Below are 18,580 nucleotides of genomic sequence, written 5' to 3'. Positions count from 1 at the left end.
GGTTCAGGTCTCCAGATTGGGTTCGACGGCCGCGCAGAGCAGCTTGACGCCGCGGGCCTGGATACGGGTGCGCGCCTCGTCGCTGAGACGCTCATCGGTGATCAGGGTATGGATGCCGCTCCAGGGCAGCTCCAGGTTGGGAATGCGCCGGCCGATCTTGTCCGCTTCGGCCAGCACGATGACTTCCCGGGCGACCTCGGCCATGACACGCGACAGGCCCAGCAGTTCGTTGAAGGTGGTGGTGCCACGTTCGAGGTCGATGCCGTCGGCGCCGATGAACAACTGATCGAAATCATAGGAGCGCAGCACCTGCTCGGCGACCTGGCCCTGGAAGGACTCCGAATGCGGGTCCCAGGTGCCACCGGTCATCAGCAGCACCGGCTCGTGCTCCAGTTCGCGCAGGGCATTGGCCACGCTGAGCGAGTTGGTCATCACCACCAGGCCCGGCTTGTGGCCCAGCTCGGGAATCATCGCCGCGGTGGTGGTGCCGCTGTCGATGATGATCCGCGCATGTTCGCGGATGCAGCCCACCGCTAGGCGCGCGATGGCCTGTTTCCACGGCGAGACGGGCTGGGCCGTGTCGCCGATCAGCTCCTGGGGCAACGGCACCGCACCGCCGTAGCGACGCAGCAGCAGGCCGTTCTTCTCCAGCGCGGCGAGGTCCTTGCGGATGGTGACTTCGGAGGTCTCGAAACGCCGCGACAACTCATCCACGCTGACTTCGCCCTGCTCGTTGAGCAGGGCGAGAATCGCGTGGCGGCGTTGCGGCGTGTTGCGCTTCGACATGAACATGTTTCGATTCGAAAGTTAATGCCGCGAATCAAAACATATGCGCCCGGAGGACGCAAGCTGGCAGTGCCGCTTAAGGCTTCTGCTTGCTCGGCCGCTGCCAGCCGTCGATGTTGCGCTGGCGGCCCCGGCCGAGCGCCAGGGTATGCGTCGGCACATCCTCGGTGATCACCGAGCCCGCACCGGTGGTGGCGCCATCGCCCAGGTTCAGCGGCGCGACCAACGAGCTGTTGGAGCCGATGAACACGTCCTCGCCCATCACCGTCCTGAACTTGTTGGCGCCGTCGTAGTTGCAGGTAATGGTACCGGCGCCGATGTTGCTCCGCGCGCCGATCTCGGCATCGCCCAGGTAGCTCAGGTGGCCGGCCTTGGCGCCTTCGGCCAGGGTCGCGTTCTTCAGTTCGACGAAGTTGCCCACGTGCGCCCTGGCGCCGAGCACACTGCCGGGGCGCAGGCGGGCGAACGGGCCGCAGTCGGCGCCCTCGCCGAGTTCCGCGCCTTCCAGGTGCGAGTTGGCCTTGACGATCGCGCCCTTGCGCAGGGTGCTGTCCCTGATCACGCAGTTGGGGCCGATCGAAACGCCGTCCTCGATGATCACGCTGCCTTCGAGAATCACGTTGACGTCGATCAGCACGTCGCGGCCGACGCTGACGTCGCCGCGCAGGTCGAAGCGCGCCGGATCGCGCAGCGTCACCCCCTCGGCCATCAGTCGGCGGGCCGCGCGCCGCTGATAGTGGCGTTCGAGTTCGGCAAGCTGGATGCGGTCGTTGGCGCCCTGCACTTCCATGGCATCCAGCGGCTGCTCGGTGGCCACACGTAGGCCATCGGCCACCGCCATGGCGATCACGTCGGTCAGGTAGTACTCGCCTTGGACATTGCTGTTGGACAGCCGCCCCAGCCATTCGCCGATACGGCTGCCCGGTACCGCCAGGATGCCGGTATTGCCCTCGCGAATCGCCCGCTGCTCGGCGCTGGCGTCCTTGTGCTCGATGATCGCCTGCACCTCGCCCTGCGCGTCGCGGACGATGCGCCCGTAGCCGCTGGGGTCGTCGAGTACCACGGTGAGCAGCGCCAGCTGCTCGGGACCGACCTTGTGCAACAGGCGCTGCAGGGTTTCGGCCTCGATCAGCGGCACGTCGCCGTAGAGGATCAGCACCCGCTCGGCCGCGAGGTTCGGCAGCGCCTGCGCCACCGCATGGCCGGTGCCGAGCTGCTCGGCCTGGACGACGTAGTTGAGGTCCTCGCCCGCCAGGCACTGGCGCACCTGCTCGGCGCCATGGCCGATGACCACCTGGATGCTCCGGGGCTGCAGCGCACGCGCGGTATCGATGACATGCCCGAGCATGGATTTGCCGGCGACCGGATGCAGCACCTTGGGCAGGGAGGAACGCATGCGGGTGCCCTGACCGGCGGCGAGAATGACGATATCGAGAGACATGGGGCTGATCCTGAAACGGTATCGGGCCGGGTAGCGGCCCGGCGATGCCGGAGCCATCCGCGCGCCGGTCCGACAAATGGCGGAAAAAGAAAAAGGGTAGCCAAGGCTACCCTTTTACTCGTGCGCGATGAAGTCGCGGGCCGATCAGTGCCGGCCGTACTTCTTGCGCAGGTGCTCGATGGTACGCAGCTGGGCGGCAGCTTCGGCCAGACGAGCGGCGGCGGAACCGTAGTCGAAATCCGCCCCCTTCTCGTGCAACGCCTTTTCCGCAGCCTTGACGGCGGCCTGAGCAGCGGCCTCGTCGATGTCCTTGGCGCGCGTGGCGGTATCGGCGAGAACCTTCACCATGTTCGGCTGCACTTCGATGAAGCCGCCGGAGATGTAGAAGATCTCCTCGTCGCCACCCTGCTTGATCACCCGCACCGGACCCGGCTTGAGATCGGTCAGCAGCGGCGCGTGGCCCGGCAGGATACCGATGTCACCCAGGTTGCCATGGGCGACGACCATTTCCACCAGCCCCGAGAACAGCTCTTCTTCCGCGCTGACGATGTCGCAATGGACTGTCATAGCCATACTTATGCCTCGGTAATCAGCCCGCCCGGCCAAGGCCGGTCAGGCTGGATCGGCGCCCGCGAACGGGCGCGCCAGTTACAGTTTCTTGGCTTTCTCGATGGCTTCGTCGATGGTGCCGACCATGTAGAACGCCTGCTCCGGCAGGTGGTCGTACTCGCCATTGAGGATGCCCTGGAAGCCACGGATGGTTTCCTTCAGGGACACGTACTTGCCCGGGGCGCCGGTGAAGACTTCCGCCACGTGGAACGGCTGGGACAGGAAGCGCTGGATCTTGCGCGCGCGCGCCACCAGTTGCTTGTCGGTCTCGGACAGTTCGTCCATGCCGAGAATGGCGATGATGTCCTTCAGTTCCTTGTAGCGCTGCAGCACGTACTGCACGCCGCGGGTCACTTCGTAGTGCTCCTGGCCGACCACCAGCGGGTCCAGCGAACGGCTGGTGGAGTCCAGCGGGTCGACCGCGGGGTAGATACCCAGCGAGGCGATGTCGCGGCTCAGTACCACGGTGGCGTCGAGGTGGGCGAAGGTGGTCGCCGGGCTCGGGTCGGTCAGGTCGTCCGCGGGAACGTAGACGGCCTGGATCGAGGTGATCGAACCGGTCTTGGTGGAGGTGATGCGCTCCTGCAGAACGCCCATTTCCTCGGCCAGGGTCGGCTGATAACCCACCGCGGACGGCATACGACCCAGCAGTGCCGACACTTCGGTACCGGCCAGGGTGTAGCGGTAGATGTTGTCGATGAACAGCAGGACGTCGCGGCCTTCCTCACGGAACTTCTCGGCCATGGTCAGGCCGGTCAGGGCCACGCGCAGACGGTTTCCCGGCGGCTCGTTCATCTGGCCGTAGACCATCGCCACCTTGTCGAGAACGTTGGAGTCCTTCATCTCGTGATAGAAGTCGTTACCTTCACGAGTACGCTCACCGACGCCGGCGAATACGGACAGACCGCTGTGCGCCTTGGCGATGTTGTTGATCAGCTCCATCATGTTCACGGTCTTGCCGACACCGGCACCACCGAACAGACCGACCTTGCCGCCCTTGGCGAACGGGCAGACCAGGTCGATGACCTTGATGCCGGTTTCCAGCAGGTCGTTACCACCCGCCTGCTCGGCGTAGCTCGGCGCGGCGCGGTGGATGCCCCACTGCTCTTCGCACTCGACCGGGCCGGCCTCGTCGATCGGCTCGCCCAGCACGTTCATGATGCGGCCGAGGGTACCGGTGCCGACCGGCACGGCGATGGCCTTGCCGGTGTTGTTGACGTCCAGGCCACGCTTGAGGCCTTCGGTCGAACCCATGGCGATGGTACGGACAATGCCGTCGCCCAGCTGCTGCTGGACTTCCAGGGTGGTCTCGGCGCCCTGAACTTTCAGTGCGTCATAGACGTTCGGCACCAGATCGCGCGGAAATTCCACGTCGATGACGGCGCCGATGATTTGAACGATACGTCCGCTACTCATGTTTGGTTCCTCTGAATATTTGAACCGTTCTTAAACCGCGGCAGCGCCGCCGACGATTTCCGAAATTTCCTGAGTGATCGCAGCCTGACGGGCCTTGTTGTAGACCAGTTGCAGATCGCTGATCAATTCACCGGCGTTGTCGGTTGCGTTCTTCATGGCAATCATCCGCGCCGCCTGTTCGGCTGCGCCGTTCTCGACCACCGCCTGATAGGCCTGGGACTCGATGTAACGAACCAGCAGGGCATCCAGCAGTTGCTGGGCGTCCGGCTCGTAGAGGTAGTCCCACTGACCCTTCTTGACCGGCTCGGCGTTCTCGTCTGCAGCCAGCGGCAGCAGTTGGTCGACCGTCGGTTTCTGGGTCATGGTGTTGATGAACTTGTTGGATACCAGGTACAAGCGATCGATACGGCCCTCGTGGAAGCCATCGAGCATGACCTTGACGCTGCCGATCAGATCGTTGATCGACGGCTCTTCGCCGAGGTTGCCGATTGCCGCGACCACGTTGCCGCCGAAGCTGCGGAAGAAGCTCGCACCCTTGTTGCCGATCACGCAAAGGTCTGCTTCGACCTTCTGATCGTGCCATTCCTTCATGTTCTTGATCAGCGCCTTGAACAGGTTGATGTTCAGGCCGCCGCACAGACCACGGTCGGTGGACACGACGATATAGCCGACACGCTTGACCGGACGCTCCACCATGAACGGGTGACGGTACTCGGGGTTGGCGTTGGCCAGATGGCCAATCACCTGCCGGATCCGCTCCGCATAAGGACGGCTGGCCGCCATGCGCTGCTGTGCCTTGCGCATCTTGCTGACCGCCACCTTCTCCATGGCGCTGGTGATCTTCTGCGTGCTTTTGATGCTCGCAATCTTGCTGCGAATCTCTTTTGCGCCTGCCATTTGACACCTATCGGGTTAGCAGGCGGGCGCCGCGAGGCGCCCGCTGCGGCTTACCAGCTTTGCGTGGCCTTGAACTTCTCGATGCCGGCCTTCAGGCCCGCGTCGATTTCGTCATTGAAGTCGCCCTTCACGTTGATCTTCGCCATCAGCTCGGCGAACTCGCGGTTGAAGAAGGCGATCAGGGCCTGCTCGAAAGCACCCACCTTCGCCACTTCCACGTCGCCCAGGAAGCCACGCTCGGCGGCATACAGGGACACGGACATGTCGGCGATGGACATCGGCGCGTACTGCTTCTGCTTCATCAGCTCGGTGACGCGCTGACCATGCTCGAGCTGCTTGCGGGTGGCCTCGTCCAGATCGGAAGCGAACTGCGCGAACGCAGCCAGTTCACGGTACTGGGCCAGGGCGGTACGGATGCCACCGGAGAGCTTCTTGATGATCTTGGTCTGCGCGGCGCCACCGACGCGGGATACCGAGATACCGGCGTTGACGGCCGGGCGGATGCCTGCGTTGAACATGGCCGATTCCAGGAAGATCTGACCGTCGGTGATGGAAATCACGTTGGTCGGAACGAACGCGGAAACGTCGCCCGCCTGGGTCTCGATGATCGGCAGCGCGGTCAGCGAGCCGGTCTTGCCGGTCACGGCACCGTTGGTGAACTTCTCGACATACTCTTCGGAAACGCGGGAAGCACGCTCCAGCAGACGGCTGTGGAGATAGAACACGTCGCCCGGGTAGGCTTCGCGTCCCGGCGGACGGCGCAGCAGCAGGGAAATCTGGCGATAGGCCACGGCCTGCTTGGACAGATCGTCATAGACGATCAGCGCGTCTTCACCGCGGTCACGGAAGTACTCGCCCATGGTGCAGCCGGCGTACGGAGCCAGGTACTGCAGCGCGGCGGACTCGGAAGCCGAGGCGGCGACGATGATGGTGTTGGCCAGGGCGCCATGCTCTTCCAGCTTGCGCACCACGTTGGCGATGGTCGACTGCTTCTGACCGATGGCCACGTAGACGCAACGGATGCCGCTGTTGCGCTGGTTGATGATGGCGTCGATCGCCATGGCGGTCTTGCCGATCTGGCGGTCACCGATGATCAGCTCGCGCTGGCCACGACCGACCGGGATCATGGCGTCGACCGACTTGTAGCCGGTCTGTACCGGCTGGTCGACCGACTTACGCCAGATCACGCCCGGTGCCACTTTCTCGACGGCGTCGGTTTCCTTGGCGTTGATCGGGCCCTTGCCATCGATCGGGTTGCCCAGTGCGTCGACCACGCGGCCCAGCAGTTCCGGACCTACCGGAACTTCGAGGATGCGGCCGGTGCACTTGGCGCTCATGCCTTCGGTCAGGCCCAGGTAGTTACCCAGAACCACGGCACCGACGGAGTCCTGCTCCAGGTTCAGTGCCATACCGAAGATGCCGCCGGGGAACTCGATCATTTCGCCGTACATGACGTCGGCCAGACCGTAGATGCGTACGATGCCGTCGGAAACGCTGACGACGGTGCCCTCGTTACGGGCTTGAGCAGCGACATCCGATTTCTCGATGCGCTGCTTGATGATTTCACTAATCTCGGAAGGATTCAGTTGCTGCATGCCATGACCCTCAAATCAGGATTTCAACGATTCGGCCAACTGGCTCAGTTTGCCGCGGACCGAACCGTCGACAACCACGTCACCGGCGCGAATCACCACGCCGCCGATCAGCGCAGGATTCACGGCCTGCTGGAGGTTGACGGTGCGATCTAGCCGCTTCGACAGGGCGGCAGCCAAAGTTTGGAGTTGCGCGTTGCTGAGCTCGAAGGCGGTTTCGACTTCGGCTTCGAGCGTTTTCTCGGCTTGCGCCTTGATGTCCTCGTACAGCTCCCACACGGTCGGCAGGACCGACAGGCGATCATTCTCGCCAAGGGTCTGGACGTAGTTGCGGAACGCTTCGTCGGTATCGTCGCCGAGCAGACGCACCAGTTCCTGAACCTTGCTTTCGCTGGTCAGGCGGGGGTCGTTCAGCAACGCTGCGACTTCGGGGACTTCAACAGCGACGGCGGCCAGGTTGAGCATCTTCGACCAGGATTCGGTCTGTCCTGCCGCACTGGCGAACTCGAAAGCGGCTTTCGCGTAAGGCCGAGCAAGCGTCTGGGTATTGATCATCGCTTGCCTCGCTTAGAGTTGGGAGGCCAGTTTTTCGACCAGCTCGTTGTGCACCTTGGCGTCCACCTGGGACTCCAGGATCTTCTCCGCGCCGGCGACGGCCAGAGCCGCTACCTGACTGCGCAGTTGGTCCCTGGCACGGTTCACTTCCTGTTCGATCTCGGCGCGGGCGCCGGCGACCAGTCGCTCGCCTTCCACACGTGCCTGCTGCTTGGCTTCCTCGATGATCGCGTTGGCGTGCTTGTTCGCCTGTTCGATGATCTGGGCTGCCTGCTCCTTGGTCTCACGCAGGGTGTTGGACACCTTGTCCTGAGCCAGTTTCAGGTCTTGCTGCGCACGGCCTGCCGCATCCAGTCCTTCGGCGATCTTCTTCTGGCGCTGCTGCATGGCCTGGGTGATGGGCGGCCATACGAATTTCATGCAGAACCAAACGAAGATAGCGAAGGCGAGCGTCTGACCGAACAGCGTCAAGTTAATGTTCACAGCGATTTACCTCGTGCTATCTCGTTCAACGCGGGAGTCATTCCACGGCGACGGGGCTCGCCCGGCGAACCCCATCTCAAACCGGAAAAATGCTTAGCCGGCGACAACGAAGATGAGGTACATCGCGATACCAACGCCGATCATCGGCACGGCGTCGAGCAGACCGGCCATTAGGAAGGTCTTGGTTTGCAGCTGAGGAGCCAGCTCGGGTTGACGAGCGGTGGATTCCAGCAGTTTGCCGCCCAGCAGGGCGAAGCCGATGCCGGTACCCAGGGCACCCAGACCGATCATGATGGAGGCGGCGATGTAGACGAGTTCCATGTAAAGCTCCTGAAGCTAAGGGGGTTAAGGTTTTTCGGTGAAGCGTTAGCGGTTTTCAGTGATGTTCTTCATGGGCAGAGCTCAGGTACACCACCGTCAGTACCATGAAGATGAAGGCCTGAAGCGGGATCACCAGGATATGGAAGATCGCCCAAGGCACATTCAGGGTCCACTGCACGTAGAACGGCAGCAGAGCGATGAGGATGAACACCACCTCACCGGCATACATGTTGCCGAACAGACGCAGCGCGAGGCTGAGCGGCTTGGTCAGCAGACCGAGGATTTCCAGGAACAGGTTGAACGGCACCAGCGACCAGTGGTTGAACGGGGTGAATGCCAGTTCCTTGCTGAAGCCGCCGAAGCCCTTGACCTTGACGCTGTAGAACAGGATCAGGACGAAGACGCCGAGGGACAGGCCGAAGGTGCCGTTGGGATCGGCGGTCGGCACGATCTTGAAGGCCGGCAGGCCGAGCAGATGAGCGATACCGGGGATGTAGTCGACCGGAATCCACTTCAGGCTGTTCATCAGGAACACCCAGACGAAGATGGTCAGCGCCAGCGGGGCGATCAGGGTGTTGCGGCCGTGGAAGGTATCCTTGACCACGCCTTCGACGAACTCGACGCACATCTCGACGAAGTTCTGCAGCTTGCCCGGTACGCCGGCCGTGGCGGCCTTGGCAGCGCTACGGAACAGCAGGATGAAGAGGGCGCCCATCAGCAGCGACCATCCCAGGGTATCCAGGTGGAACGCCATGAAGCCCATGTCGCGCGCCTCGAGGCCGGTCTGGGCGATGGTCCAGGTGGCTTGATCGAGGACGGAGCCGTCAGCGCGCTCGTAACCCGCCGGCAGCTTGCCGTAGGTCAGGTTCTGCAGGTGGTGCTGGATATATTCAGCCGGGGTACTCGCCATATACGCCTCAAATGCTCAATGCTTCGGATTGTTTTTCATCAGCAGGAGCGCACTTGCACCGACGCCCAGAACCAGCAGATAGCCAGCGAACAAGGCAACCGGCTGCAGCGGCCGCACCCCCACGAACACCAGCGCGAACAGCGCTGCTGCAAGAATCTGTTTACCCATCTCTCCAGACCAGAAGGACTGGATGATCGCCCGGGTCGAACGTGCGCCAAAATAACGAAAGGCCTTGTATGCGAAATACACGTTCGCCAACAGCGCGATCAGACCGCCGCACAAGGCCGAGTAGCCGGCGACGATACCAAAAAGGACCCCACATGAGACAGCGGTCAATAGAGCGACCAGTGCTTGCATCAGCAGAACGCGAAAAGCCGGGAGGCGATGGAAGGGTGTTCTGTTGCGTATGTTCACCGGTTTTCCATCACTGCAGCAGGCCGCGCAAATTAATTGTCCGCAGTCAAAAAAGCGCGGCGAGTATAGGAGCAGGCCAGTCAGCGTTCAACCATCCGGTAGTATTTTCCGACTAGCACTACAAACATTTTGTATCAGCGGATGTGCGCCAGCACGCCCTGCAGTTCGTCCAGTGAACTGTAACGGATCACCAGCTGGCCCTTGCCCTTCTGACCGTGCTTGATCTGCACCGGAGAGCCCAGACGTTCGGCCAGGCGCTGCTCCAGGCGACTGATGTCCGGATCGACCCTGGCCTCGACCTTGGGCGTTTCCTTGCTGTTCAGCCACTGGCGCACCAGCGCTTCGGTCTGCCGCACGGTCAGCCCGCGTGCGACAACATGCCGCGCGCCTTCTATCTGTCGTTCGCCCGGCAAACCCAGCAATGCGCGGGCATGGCCCATCTCCAGGTCGCCATGGGACAGCAGCGTCTTGATCTCTTCGGGCAGGGCGATCAGCCGCAGCAGGTTGCTCACAGCGACGCGCGACTTGCCCACCGCGTCGGCCACCTGCTGCTGGGTCAGCTGGAATTCCTGCTGCAGGCGTTGCAGAGCCACGGCCTCTTCGATCGGATTGAGGTCCTCGCGCTGGATGTTCTCGATCAGCGCCATGGCGATGGCGGCCTCGTCGGCGACTTCCCGGACCAATGCCGGCACGGCTTCGATGCCGGCCTGCTGGCTGGCGCGCCAGCGGCGCTCGCCGGCGATGATCTCGTAGCGGCCGCCAGTGATCGGCCGCACCACGATCGGCTGCATCACGCCATGGGTCCTGATCGACTGGGCCAGCTCTTCCAGGGCCTGCGGGTCCATGTCGCGGCGCGGCTGGTACTTGCCGCGCTGGATCAACTCCAGCGGCAGGTGCTGCAGTTCGCGGGTATCGACCTTGGCCGCCTCTTCCTGCATGGCCGAGACGCTGGCGCCGCCGAGCAGGGCATCCAGTCCGCGTCCTAGGCCTCTTTTCTTGGTCGCCATGAAGATTCCTTATGCGAGGGCGCTGCGCGCGGCCTGGCGCTGGCGCCGCGACAGTTCGCCGGCCAGTGCCAGGTAGGCCAGTGCGCCCTTGGATTGCTTGTCGTAGACCAGTGCCGGCATGCCGTGGCTGGGCGCCTCGGCGAGCCGCACGTTGCGTGGGATGACGGTGTCGTAGAGCTTGTCGCCGAAATGTGCCTTGAGCTGTTCGGAGACGTCGTTGGTCAGGCTGCTGCGCGGGTCGTACATGGTGCGCAACAGGCCTTCGATCTTCAGGCTCGGATTCAGCGCTTGGCCGATGCGCTGGATCGAGTTGACCAGATCGCTCAAGCCTTCGAGCGCGTAGTACTCGCACTGCATGGGGATGATCACGCCGTCGGCGGCGGTCAGCGCGTTGATGGTCAGCATCGACAGCGACGGCGGGCAGTCGATGAGGATGTAGTCGTAGTTCTCGCGCACCGGCGCCAGCGCCTCGCGCAGGCGGTTCTCCTTGGCCGGCAGGTTCAGCAGCGCGACCTCGGCCGCGGTCAGGTCGCGGTTGGCCGGCAGCAGCTGGTAGCCGCCGTGTTCGGAGAACTGCATGGCGTCCACCAGGCTGCATTCGCCGATCAGCACGTCGTAGATCGAGTACTCCAGGTTCAGCTTGTCCACGCCGCTGCCGGTGGTGGCGTTACCCTGGGGGTCGAGGTCGATCAGTAGCACCCGGCGCCGGGTGGCCACCAGCGAGGCGGCCAGGTTGATGCAGGTGGTGGTCTTGGCGACACCGCCCTTCTGGTTGGCGATGGCGAATACTCTGGCCATGGTCAGCGTCTGTCCGTCATGAAGTGCGGCGCAGTATCAGCAGATGGCGCTGGCCTTGGCAACCGGGAACCTTGAGTACGTGACAGGCATCCAAGCGGAAATCGTCCGGCAGCGCCTGCAGTTCGTCGTCGGGCTGCACGCCCTTCATCGCCAGCCAGCGGCAATCGGCTGCCCCCAGATGACGGGTCCAGTCGGTGAAGTCCTGCAGGGAGCTGAAGGCCCGCGAGGTGATGCCGTCGAACGGGGTTGCCGGCCGATAATGTTCCACTCGGTCGTGGACGACCTCGAGATTGGTCAGTTTCAGCTCCAGCTTCACCTGGGTCAGGAAACGGGTCTTCTTGCCGTTGGCGTCGAGCAGGGTGAAGCCATGCTCGGGGAACATGATCGCCAAGGGCACGCCTGGCATGCCACCGCCGCTGCCGACGTCGAGCCAGTGCTGGCCGGCTTCGGCGACGAAGGGCACCACGCTGAGGCTGTCGAGCAGGTGACGCGAGACCATCTCGTCCGGATCGCGCACTGCGGTCAGGTTGTAGGCCTTGTTCCACTTGATCAGCAACGCCAGGTAGGCCAGCAGCTGTTCCTGCTGGTGGGTGCTGACGTCGATGCCGAGTTCAGCGGCGCCGCGAGCAAGCTCGGCGGCGTGCTGTTCGCTGACTCCGTTCATCAGGCGCTCTGCTCCAGTTGCTGGCCAGCATTGCGCTTCTTCAGGTGAATCATCAGCAGCGATACCGCCGCCGGCGTGACGCCGGGAATGCGCGAGGCCTGGCCGAGGGTCTCCGGACGGGCCAGGCCCAGCTTGTGCTGGATCTCCTTGGACAGCCCGGCGATCGTCGCGTAGTCGAGATCGGCCGGCAGGCGCACGTTCTCGCTGGCGCGCAGGCGTTCGATCTCTTCCTGCTGGCGCTCGATGTAGCCGGCGTACTTGGTCTTGATTTCCACCTGCTCGGCGACCTGCGGGTCTTCGGCGCCGGCACCGGTCAGTTCGATCAGGCTCTGGTAGTCGATTTCCGGTCTCGCCAGCAGGTTGAGCAGGTTGTATTCGCGCGCCAGCGGGCTGCCGAAACGCGCGGCGATGGCCTCGCCCTCGGCGCTGCCCGGGCGTACCCAGCAGCTCTTCAGCCGCTGTTCCTCGCGCTCGATGCCTTCGCGCTTGGCGCAGAACGCCGCCCAGCGGCGCTCGTCGACCAGGCCCAGCTCGCGGCCCTTCTCGGTCAGGCGCAGGTCGGCGTTGTCCTCGCGCAGGATCAGCCGGTACTCGGCGCGCGAGGTGAACATGCGGTAGGGCTCCTGGGTGCCGAGGGTGATCAGGTCGTCGACCAGCACGCCGAGGTAGGCCTCGTCGCGGCGCGGGCACCAGCTGTCCTTGCCCTGCGCGCGCAAGGCGGCGTTGGCGCCGGCGAGCAGGCCCTGGGCGCCGGCTTCCTCGTAGCCGGTGGTGCCGTTGATCTGGCCGGCGAAGAACAGCCCGGCGATGACCTTGGTTTCCAGGCTGTACTTGAGGTCGCGCGGGTCGAAGTAGTCGTACTCGATGGCGTAGCCGGGGCGCACGATGTGCGCGTTCTCCATGCCGCGGATGCTCTGCACGATCTGCAGCTGCACGTCGAACGGCAGCGAGGTGGAGATGCCGTTGGGGTACAGCTCGTGGGTGGTCAGGCCTTCGGGCTCGAGGAACACCTGGTGGCTGTCCTTGTCGGCGAAGCGATGGATCTTGTCCTCGATCGACGGGCAGTAGCGCGGGCCGACGCCTTCGATCACGCCGGAATACATCGGCGAGCGATCCAGGTTGGCGGCGATGATCTCGTGGGTGCGCGCGTTGGTGTGGGTGATCCAGCAGCTGACCTGCGGCGGATGCTGCTCGCGCGAGCCGAGGAAGGACATCACCGGCAGCGGCGTATCGCCGGGCTGTTCGGTCATCTGCGTGAAATCCACCGTGCGGCCGTCGATGCGCGGCGGCGTGCCGGTCTTCAGCCGGCCGACGCGCAGCGGTAGTTCGCGCAGGCGCTGGGCCAGGGCGATCGACGGCGGATCGCCGGCACGACCGCCGGAATAGTTCTGCAGGCCGATGTGGATAAGTCCGCCAAGGAAGGTGCCGGTGGTCAGCACCACCGAGCTGGCGAAGAAACGCAACCCCATCTGGGTGACCACGCCCTTGACCTCGTCCTGTTCGACGATCAGGTCGTCGGCCGCCTGCTGGAATATCCACAGGTTGGGCTGGTTCTCCAGGATCTCGCGGATCGCCGCCTTGTACAGCACGCGGTCGGCCTGCGCGCGGGTGGCGCGTACCGCCGGTCCCTTGCGGCTGTTGAGCACGCGGAACTGGATGCCGCCCTTGTCGGTGGCGGTGGCCATGGCTCCGCCCAGGGCATCGATTTCCTTGACCAGATGGCTCTTGCCGATGCCGCCGATGGCCGGGTTGCAGCTCATCTGCCCGAGGGTTTCCACATTGTGGCTGAGCAGCAGGGTCTTCACGCCCATGCGTGCCGCTGCCAGCGCAGCTTCGGTGCCGGCATGGCCGCCGCCGATCACGATCACGTCAAAACGGGAAGGGAAGTCCACCACGCACCTCGTGCCTGTTCAGATGGGAATTGGGGAAACCGCGAAGTATAGGGATTTAGCCGAAGCTAAAGAAGGGCCCTGAGCAAAAAATGATCAACCGTTGGGTCGAATGCTCGGGCAGGCAAAAGAATACAAAGAAGAAGAAATTTATAAAGAGCTTGTTTATATGTTTATGTATGGTGACAAGACATTCTGTGGATAAAAGCTTGCAGCCCACTCCTGGCGCCGTTTGCAAGGAATGATAACCCTGTGCGGTGGCTGGGTGTCGGCGGTGTGTTTGCCGTCGGCAGCCTGTGGATTAAATCAAGGCTTATGCACAAGCGGGATTATCCTCGGCTTTCGGGTCGTCTTATCGACCGGGTTCAGGGCCGTTTTTCCACAGGGCTCCTGCTCCAGCATGGTGGTAGCAGATAAAGCATGCGCACACAGCCATCCGCCGCACTTTGCGGCACGGCGGATGACGGGATTGGGGCGGAGAGGACGGGGGGCGCAGGCGGGTGATTACGCCTGTATCGGACTCACTTGCCGATGCAGAAACTCGAGAAGATACGCCCAAGCAGATCGTCGGAGCTGAACGCCCCGGTGATCTCGCCGAGCGCCTGTTGCGCCAGGCGCAGGTCCTCGGCCAGCAGTTCGCCGGCGCCGGCGAGGGTCAGCTGGGCGTGACCGTGTTGCAGGTACTGCTCGGCCAGGCGCAGCGCATCCAGGTGACGGCGGCGGGCGCTGAAGCTGCTTTCGGCAGTCTGTTCGTAGCCCATGCAGCTTTTCAGGTGCTCGCGCAGCAGCTCGATGCCTTCGCCGGAACGGGCGCACAGGCTCAGCGTCACCTGGCCATCGGCGGCGACCTGCAGGGCGATCGGCTCGCCGCTCAGGTCGGCCTTGTTGCGGATCAGCGTGACCTTGGTCGGCTCCGGGCTGCTGTCGAGGAATTCCGGCCAGAGCGCCGAGGGATCGTCGGCCTCGGGGGCGCTGGCATCGACCATCAGCAGCACCCGGTCGGCCTCGCCGATGGCGCTGAGCGCGCGCTGTACGCCGATGCGCTCGACATGGTCCTGGGTGTCGCGCAGCCCGGCGGTGTCCACCACGTGCAGCGGCATGCCGTCGATGAGGATGTGTTCGCGCAGCACGTCGCGGGTGGTGCCGGCGATATCGGTGACGATGGCCGCCTCGCGCCCGGCCAGCGCATTGAGCAGGCTGGACTTGCCGGCGTTGGGCCGGCCGGCGATGACCACCGTCATGCCGTCGCGCAGCAAGGCACCCTGGCCGGCCTCGCGCAAAACTGTGGATAACTCGGCACGTACGCCCTCGAGTTGCGCGAGCACGTGGCCATCGGCGAGGAAATCGATTTCCTCCTCGGGAAAGTCGATGGCCGCCTCGACGTAGATGCGCAGCTGGATCAGGCGCTCGGTGAGCTGGTGCACCCGCCGGGAGAACTCGCCCTGCAGGGAACGCACGGCATTGCGCGCGGCCTGGGCCGAACTCGCCTCGATCAGGTCGGCGATGGCCTCGGCCTGGGCCAGGTCGAGCTTGTCGTTGAGGAAGGCCCGTTCGCTGAATTCGCCGGGCCGCGCCAGCCGCGCGCCCAGCTCCACGCAGCGCTGCAACAGCATGTCAAGCACCACCGGGCCGCCGTGGCCCTGCAGCTCCAGCACATCCTCGCCGGTGAAGGAATGCGGCCCGGGGAAGAACAGCAGCAGCCCTTCGTCGATCACCTCGCCGTCGTCGGCGTGGAACGGCCCGTAGTGCGCATGCCGCGGCGTCGGCTCGCGTCCGCTGAGGGTGATCGCGACCGCCCTGGCACGCGGGCCCGAGACACGGACGATGCCCACCCCGCCGCGTCCGGGCGCGGTGGCGACGGCGGCGATGGTATCGCGGGCATGGCTCATGGGGGCCTCCTGTCAGGCTAACGGGGAGAAAGCAAAACGCCCCAATCAAGGGGCGTTCGCGTAAGCGGGCAAGGCGTCAGGCTTTCTTGGCCGTACCTTCGATCTGCCGGGTAATGTACCACTGCTGGGCGATCGACAGGACGTTGTTGACTACCCAGTACAGCACCAGGCCGGCCGGGAACCAGAGGAAGAAGAAGGTGAAGATGATCGGCAGCAGCTTCATCACCCGCGCCTGCATCGGGTCCGGCGGAGTCGGGTTCAGCTGCTGCTGGATGAACATGGTCACGCCCATCACGATCGGCAGGATGAAGAACGGATCCTTGATCGACAGGTCGGTGATCCAGAACATCCACGGTGCCTGGCGCATCTCCACGCTTTCCAGCAGCACCCAGTAGAGGGCGAGGAATACCGGCATCTGCACCAGGATCGGCAGGCAGCCTCCCAGCGGATTGATCTTCTCCTTCTTGTACAGCTCCATCATCGCCTGGGACATCTTCTGGCGATCGTCACCGAACTGTTCCTTGAGCGCCTGCATCTTCGGCGACACCGCGCGCATGCGCGCCATCGACTTGTAGCTGGCCGCCGACAGCGGGAAGAATGCCAGCTTGATGACGATGGTCAGGGCAATGATCGACCAGCCCCAGTTACCCAGCAGCGCATGGATGTTCTGCAGCAGCCAGAAGATCGGCTGGGCGATGAACCAGAGGATGCCGTAGTCGACGGTCAGGCGCAGGCCGGGCGACAGTGCTTCCAGCTTGTCCTGGCTCTTCGGACCGGCATACAGGGTGGCGCCGGTTTCGCCCTGGGCGCCGGCCGCGACGCTGACCGCCGGACCGGTGAAGCCGATGATGTAGTTGCCCTGGCTGTCCTTGCGGGTCTGCACCTGGTTGGTGTCGTCAGCCTGCGGAATCCAGGCGGTGACGAAGTAGTGCTGCAGCCAGGCGACCCAGCCGCCCCGCACGGTCTCACGCAGGTTCTTTTCGTCCATGTTCTTCATGGAGACCTTGCGATAGGGCTCGTCCTTGGTCCACAGCGCGGCGCCGAGATAGGTGGCGGTGCCGGTGGCGGTGCTGGAGGACGGGTCGCTGCTGTTGTCGCGCTTGAGCTGGCCGAACAGGTAGCCGGTCCAGGGCTTGTCGCTCTGGTTGTCGATCAGGTAGCGCACGCCCAGATCGTAGTTGCCGCGCGCGAAGGTGAAACGCTTGATGTAGTTGACGCCTTCGGCACTGTAGGTCAGGTCGACCACCAGCTGGTCCTGGCCGTCGGCCAGTTGGTATTCGGTCTTCTCGCTGGCGTACTGCGGACGTCCGCTGGCCTTGTCCGGGCCGTCGCCGATCAGGCCGCTCTGCGCCTCGTAGGTACGCTCGCTGCTGCGCTCGAACAGCTGGAACGGCACGTCGGGGCGATCCTGGCGTCGCGGATACTGCGGCAGTTGCAGCTCGACGATGTCGCCGCCCCGCGGATCGATGGCGACGCTCAGCACATCGGTGCGCACGCGGATCAGCTGATTGCTCGGCGCGGCACTGGGCAATGCGCTGGCTTGCTCTTGGCCGGCCACCGCCGGTACGTCTTCGACACCACTCTCGCTGGCAGTAGTGGCTGGAGTATCCGGCAGCGCCGGTGCAGCGGCCTGGCTTTGCGAGGTTTCGGCTGGCAGGGCGGCCTGGCCGTAGTCCTGGTTCCACTGCAGAACCATCAGGTAGGCAACGACTGCCAGGGCTACAAGCAGGATCGAGCGTTTGATATCCATGGTTACTCGGCCATCGGAGATGAATTGGAAGTGTTATGGGAGGGCACGGGATCGTAGCCGCCGGGATTCCACGGATGGCAGCGACCCAGCCGGCGCAGACTCAGCCAGCCGCCGCGCAGCAGACCATGGGTTTCGATGGCCTCGAGTGCATAGCAGGAGCAGCTTGGATAGAAACGACAATGGCTGGCCATCATGGGACTGATGGCGTACTGGTAAACCCTGATCGAAGCGATGGCCAATTTACGCATGGGTAGTGTTGGCTGCTCCAGGTTCGGCGGAGGCCTTGGACGGCGTGCGTGACAGGCGCTTCCAGAGCTTGACGAACTGCCGCGCCAGTTCGGGATTGTCCAGGTCGGCCAATCCCTTGCGGGCGACGATCACGATGTCCCAGCCCGTCAGTTCCAGCTGGTGGTGACGAAAGGTCTCGCGGATCTGCCGCTTGATGCGGTTGCGCTCAACCGAGAGCTTGACGCTCTTCTTGCCGATCACCAGGCCGAGACGAGGGTATTGCAGATCGTTCTCGCGGGCCAGCAGCAGGACGTGCCTGCCAGGTACCTTACCGTAAGGGGAGTCGAAGACTGCCTTGAATTGGCGGGGGGTCAGCAGTCGCTTTTCCCGGCCGAAGTCCCGACTCACTACCTGTTCCGATATCAGACGGTCAGACGCTTGCGGCCTTTGGCGCGACGACGCGACAGGACTTGACGACCGTTCTTGGTGGCCATGCGGGCACGGAAGCCATGGGTACGGGCGCGCTTGATGGTGCTGGGTTGGAAAGTGCGTTTCATGGTGCGTTTACCTGGTGATCCATCGCGGGCCGGAATGGCCCCCTTTTAAGAGACCGGCGATTGTAGAGAAGCTGCCCGGCCAGGTCAATTTCCAACCAGACCTCCGCCTGATAAAAGATAGAAAGAGAGATATTTAAAGCTTTCAAGATGTAATGCTTGTATATGATACCGCCCATGCCTGTGTAAAAGTCCGGCTATGCCCCGTGGTTCGTGGGCTTCAGGAAAGGCGAACCAGGTGGGTAAGCCGTGCGGGGCTGGTGGAGTGTCTCGGAGTAACCTGGGGATGGAATGCCTGGATATCCACAGGAGTCGTTGGCCGCTGGTACTTCACAGGCTCATCCAGAACCTTCAGCTGCGGTTATCCACAAAGTTGA

The 18,580-nt window shown here is 63.6% G+C and carries 20 protein-coding genes; all 20 read right to left on the bottom strand.

Annotated features, from left to right (window positions below; genetic code table 11):
* Positions 1 to 3: 3 nt before the first annotated feature.
* Positions 4 to 786 carry a DeoR/GlpR family DNA-binding transcription regulator gene (locus CXK94_RS03385; RefSeq protein WP_037038220.1) on the bottom strand — a complete coding sequence of 261 codons (783 nt, stop codon included), beginning with the start codon at positions 784 to 786 and terminating at the stop codon, positions 4 to 6.
* Positions 787 to 862: 76 nt separating this feature from the next.
* Positions 863 to 2,227 (bottom strand): bifunctional UDP-N-acetylglucosamine diphosphorylase/glucosamine-1-phosphate N-acetyltransferase GlmU, encoded by a 1,365-nt coding sequence (glmU, locus tag CXK94_RS03380; protein ID WP_037038155.1) that lies wholly within the window; start codon positions 2,225 to 2,227, stop codon positions 863 to 865.
* Between the two features lie 144 nt (positions 2,228 to 2,371).
* Positions 2,372 to 2,800 (bottom strand): F0F1 ATP synthase subunit epsilon, encoded by a 429-nt coding sequence (locus CXK94_RS03375; RefSeq protein ID WP_037038153.1) that lies wholly within the window; start codon positions 2,798 to 2,800, stop codon positions 2,372 to 2,374.
* 75 nt (positions 2,801 to 2,875) lie between these two features.
* Entirely contained in the window at positions 2,876 to 4,252 is a 1,377-nt protein-coding gene (atpD, locus tag CXK94_RS03370) for a F0F1 ATP synthase subunit beta (protein WP_037038152.1), read from the bottom strand.
* Positions 4,253 to 4,282: 30 nt separating this feature from the next.
* A complete protein-coding gene (atpG, locus tag CXK94_RS03365; protein ID WP_037038151.1) occupies positions 4,283 to 5,149 on the bottom strand; it encodes a F0F1 ATP synthase subunit gamma in 867 nt (288 codons plus the stop codon).
* Between the two features lie 50 nt (positions 5,150 to 5,199).
* Positions 5,200 to 6,744, bottom strand: a complete 1,545-nt coding sequence (gene atpA / locus CXK94_RS03360; protein WP_102893269.1) for a F0F1 ATP synthase subunit alpha — start codon at positions 6,742 to 6,744, stop codon at positions 5,200 to 5,202.
* A gap of 15 nt (positions 6,745 to 6,759) precedes the next feature.
* A complete protein-coding gene (locus CXK94_RS03355; RefSeq protein ID WP_037038149.1) occupies positions 6,760 to 7,296 on the bottom strand; it encodes a F0F1 ATP synthase subunit delta in 537 nt (178 codons plus the stop codon).
* 12 nt (positions 7,297 to 7,308) lie between these two features.
* Positions 7,309 to 7,779, bottom strand: coding sequence for a F0F1 ATP synthase subunit B (locus CXK94_RS03350; RefSeq protein WP_037038147.1), 471 nt, complete (start codon positions 7,777 to 7,779; stop codon positions 7,309 to 7,311).
* Positions 7,780 to 7,872: 93 nt separating this feature from the next.
* Positions 7,873 to 8,100, bottom strand: coding sequence for a F0F1 ATP synthase subunit C (gene atpE / locus CXK94_RS03345; RefSeq protein ID WP_003290909.1), 228 nt, complete (start codon positions 8,098 to 8,100; stop codon positions 7,873 to 7,875).
* 55 nt (positions 8,101 to 8,155) lie between these two features.
* Positions 8,156 to 9,010, bottom strand: a complete 855-nt coding sequence (gene atpB / locus CXK94_RS03340) for a F0F1 ATP synthase subunit A (protein ID WP_037038146.1) — start codon at positions 9,008 to 9,010, stop codon at positions 8,156 to 8,158.
* Positions 9,011 to 9,025: 15 nt separating this feature from the next.
* Entirely contained in the window at positions 9,026 to 9,424 is a 399-nt protein-coding gene (locus CXK94_RS03335; RefSeq protein WP_102893268.1) for a F0F1 ATP synthase subunit I, read from the bottom strand.
* 134 nt (positions 9,425 to 9,558) lie between these two features.
* Entirely contained in the window at positions 9,559 to 10,431 is an 873-nt protein-coding gene (locus tag CXK94_RS03330; protein WP_102893267.1) for a ParB/RepB/Spo0J family partition protein, read from the bottom strand.
* A 9-nt stretch (positions 10,432 to 10,440) separates the two neighbouring features.
* Complete coding sequence (locus tag CXK94_RS03325; protein WP_037038139.1) at positions 10,441 to 11,229, bottom strand: ParA family protein; 789 nt, start codon at positions 11,227 to 11,229, stop codon at positions 10,441 to 10,443.
* Between the two features lie 16 nt (positions 11,230 to 11,245).
* Positions 11,246 to 11,893 carry a 16S rRNA (guanine(527)-N(7))-methyltransferase RsmG gene (gene rsmG, locus CXK94_RS03320; RefSeq protein ID WP_102893266.1) on the bottom strand — a complete coding sequence of 216 codons (648 nt, stop codon included), beginning with the start codon at positions 11,891 to 11,893 and terminating at the stop codon, positions 11,246 to 11,248.
* The gene (gene mnmG / locus CXK94_RS03315) at positions 11,893 to 13,785 is read right to left on the bottom strand and encodes a tRNA uridine-5-carboxymethylaminomethyl(34) synthesis enzyme MnmG (protein WP_102893265.1); all 1,893 of its coding nucleotides are present in this window, start codon (positions 13,783 to 13,785) and stop codon (positions 11,893 to 11,895) included. Before mnmG ends, rsmG begins: the two co-directional genes overlap by 1 nt.
* A 518-nt stretch (positions 13,786 to 14,303) precedes the next feature.
* A complete protein-coding gene (gene mnmE, locus CXK94_RS03310) occupies positions 14,304 to 15,671 on the bottom strand; it encodes a tRNA uridine-5-carboxymethylaminomethyl(34) synthesis GTPase MnmE (RefSeq protein ID WP_102893264.1) in 1,368 nt (455 codons plus the stop codon).
* Between the two features lie 76 nt (positions 15,672 to 15,747).
* Positions 15,748 to 17,421 (bottom strand): membrane protein insertase YidC, encoded by a 1,674-nt coding sequence (gene yidC, locus CXK94_RS03305; protein WP_102893263.1) that lies wholly within the window; start codon positions 17,419 to 17,421, stop codon positions 15,748 to 15,750.
* A gap of 2 nt (positions 17,422 to 17,423) precedes the next feature.
* Positions 17,424 to 17,669 carry a membrane protein insertion efficiency factor YidD gene (yidD, locus tag CXK94_RS03300; protein WP_014822280.1) on the bottom strand — a complete coding sequence of 82 codons (246 nt, stop codon included), beginning with the start codon at positions 17,667 to 17,669 and terminating at the stop codon, positions 17,424 to 17,426.
* Positions 17,662 to 18,057, bottom strand: a complete 396-nt coding sequence (rnpA, locus tag CXK94_RS03295) for a ribonuclease P protein component (RefSeq protein WP_102893262.1) — start codon at positions 18,055 to 18,057, stop codon at positions 17,662 to 17,664. The genes yidD and rnpA overlap by 8 nt, the downstream gene beginning before the upstream one ends.
* Positions 18,058 to 18,071: 14 nt before the next feature.
* Positions 18,072 to 18,206 carry a 50S ribosomal protein L34 gene (gene rpmH / locus CXK94_RS03290; protein WP_003290924.1) on the bottom strand — a complete coding sequence of 45 codons (135 nt, stop codon included), beginning with the start codon at positions 18,204 to 18,206 and terminating at the stop codon, positions 18,072 to 18,074.
* Positions 18,207 to 18,580: the final 374 nt, after the last annotated feature.

The sequence above is a fragment of the Stutzerimonas stutzeri genome (assembly GCF_002890915.1).
GTDB lineage: Bacteria > Pseudomonadota > Gammaproteobacteria > Pseudomonadales > Pseudomonadaceae > Stutzerimonas > Stutzerimonas stutzeri_AF.
Note: the sequence above shows the minus strand (reverse complement) of the source record. Positions and strands in the feature narration are given on the sequence as shown.

Excerpts from the sequence above, each read along its gene's own strand:
- CXK94_RS03385 (WP_037038220.1), bottom strand. The coding sequence starts at position 786 with ATGTCGAAGCGCAACACGCCGCAACGCCGCCACGCGATTCTCGCCCTG.
- glmU (WP_037038155.1), bottom strand. The coding sequence starts at position 2,227 with ATGTCTCTCGATATCGTCATTCTCGCCGCCGGTCAGGGCACCCGCATG.
- CXK94_RS03375 (WP_037038153.1), bottom strand. The coding sequence starts at position 2,800 with ATGGCTATGACAGTCCATTGCGACATCGTCAGCGCGGAAGAAGAGCTG.
- atpD (WP_037038152.1), bottom strand. The coding sequence starts at position 4,252 with ATGAGTAGCGGACGTATCGTTCAAATCATCGGCGCCGTCATCGACGTG.
- atpG (WP_037038151.1), bottom strand. The coding sequence starts at position 5,149 with ATGGCAGGCGCAAAAGAGATTCGCAGCAAGATTGCGAGCATCAAAAGC.
- atpA (WP_102893269.1), bottom strand. The coding sequence starts at position 6,744 with ATGCAGCAACTGAATCCTTCCGAGATTAGTGAAATCATCAAGCAGCGC.
- CXK94_RS03355 (WP_037038149.1), bottom strand. The coding sequence starts at position 7,296 with ATGATCAATACCCAGACGCTTGCTCGGCCTTACGCGAAAGCCGCTTTC.
- atpE (WP_003290909.1), bottom strand. The coding sequence starts at position 8,100 with ATGGAACTCGTCTACATCGCCGCCTCCATCATGATCGGTCTGGGTGCC.
- atpB (WP_037038146.1), bottom strand. The coding sequence starts at position 9,010 with ATGGCGAGTACCCCGGCTGAATATATCCAGCACCACCTGCAGAACCTG.
- CXK94_RS03330 (WP_102893267.1), bottom strand. The coding sequence starts at position 10,431 with ATGGCGACCAAGAAAAGAGGCCTAGGACGCGGACTGGATGCCCTGCTC.
- CXK94_RS03325 (WP_037038139.1), bottom strand. The coding sequence starts at position 11,229 with ATGGCCAGAGTATTCGCCATCGCCAACCAGAAGGGCGGTGTCGCCAAG.
- rsmG (WP_102893266.1), bottom strand. The coding sequence starts at position 11,893 with ATGAACGGAGTCAGCGAACAGCACGCCGCCGAGCTTGCTCGCGGCGCC.
- mnmE (WP_102893264.1), bottom strand. The coding sequence starts at position 15,671 with ATGAGCCATGCCCGCGATACCATCGCCGCCGTCGCCACCGCGCCCGGA.
- yidC (WP_102893263.1), bottom strand. The coding sequence starts at position 17,421 with ATGGATATCAAACGCTCGATCCTGCTTGTAGCCCTGGCAGTCGTTGCC.
- yidD (WP_014822280.1), bottom strand. The coding sequence starts at position 17,669 with ATGCGTAAATTGGCCATCGCTTCGATCAGGGTTTACCAGTACGCCATC.
- rpmH (WP_003290924.1), bottom strand. The coding sequence starts at position 18,206 with ATGAAACGCACTTTCCAACCCAGCACCATCAAGCGCGCCCGTACCCAT.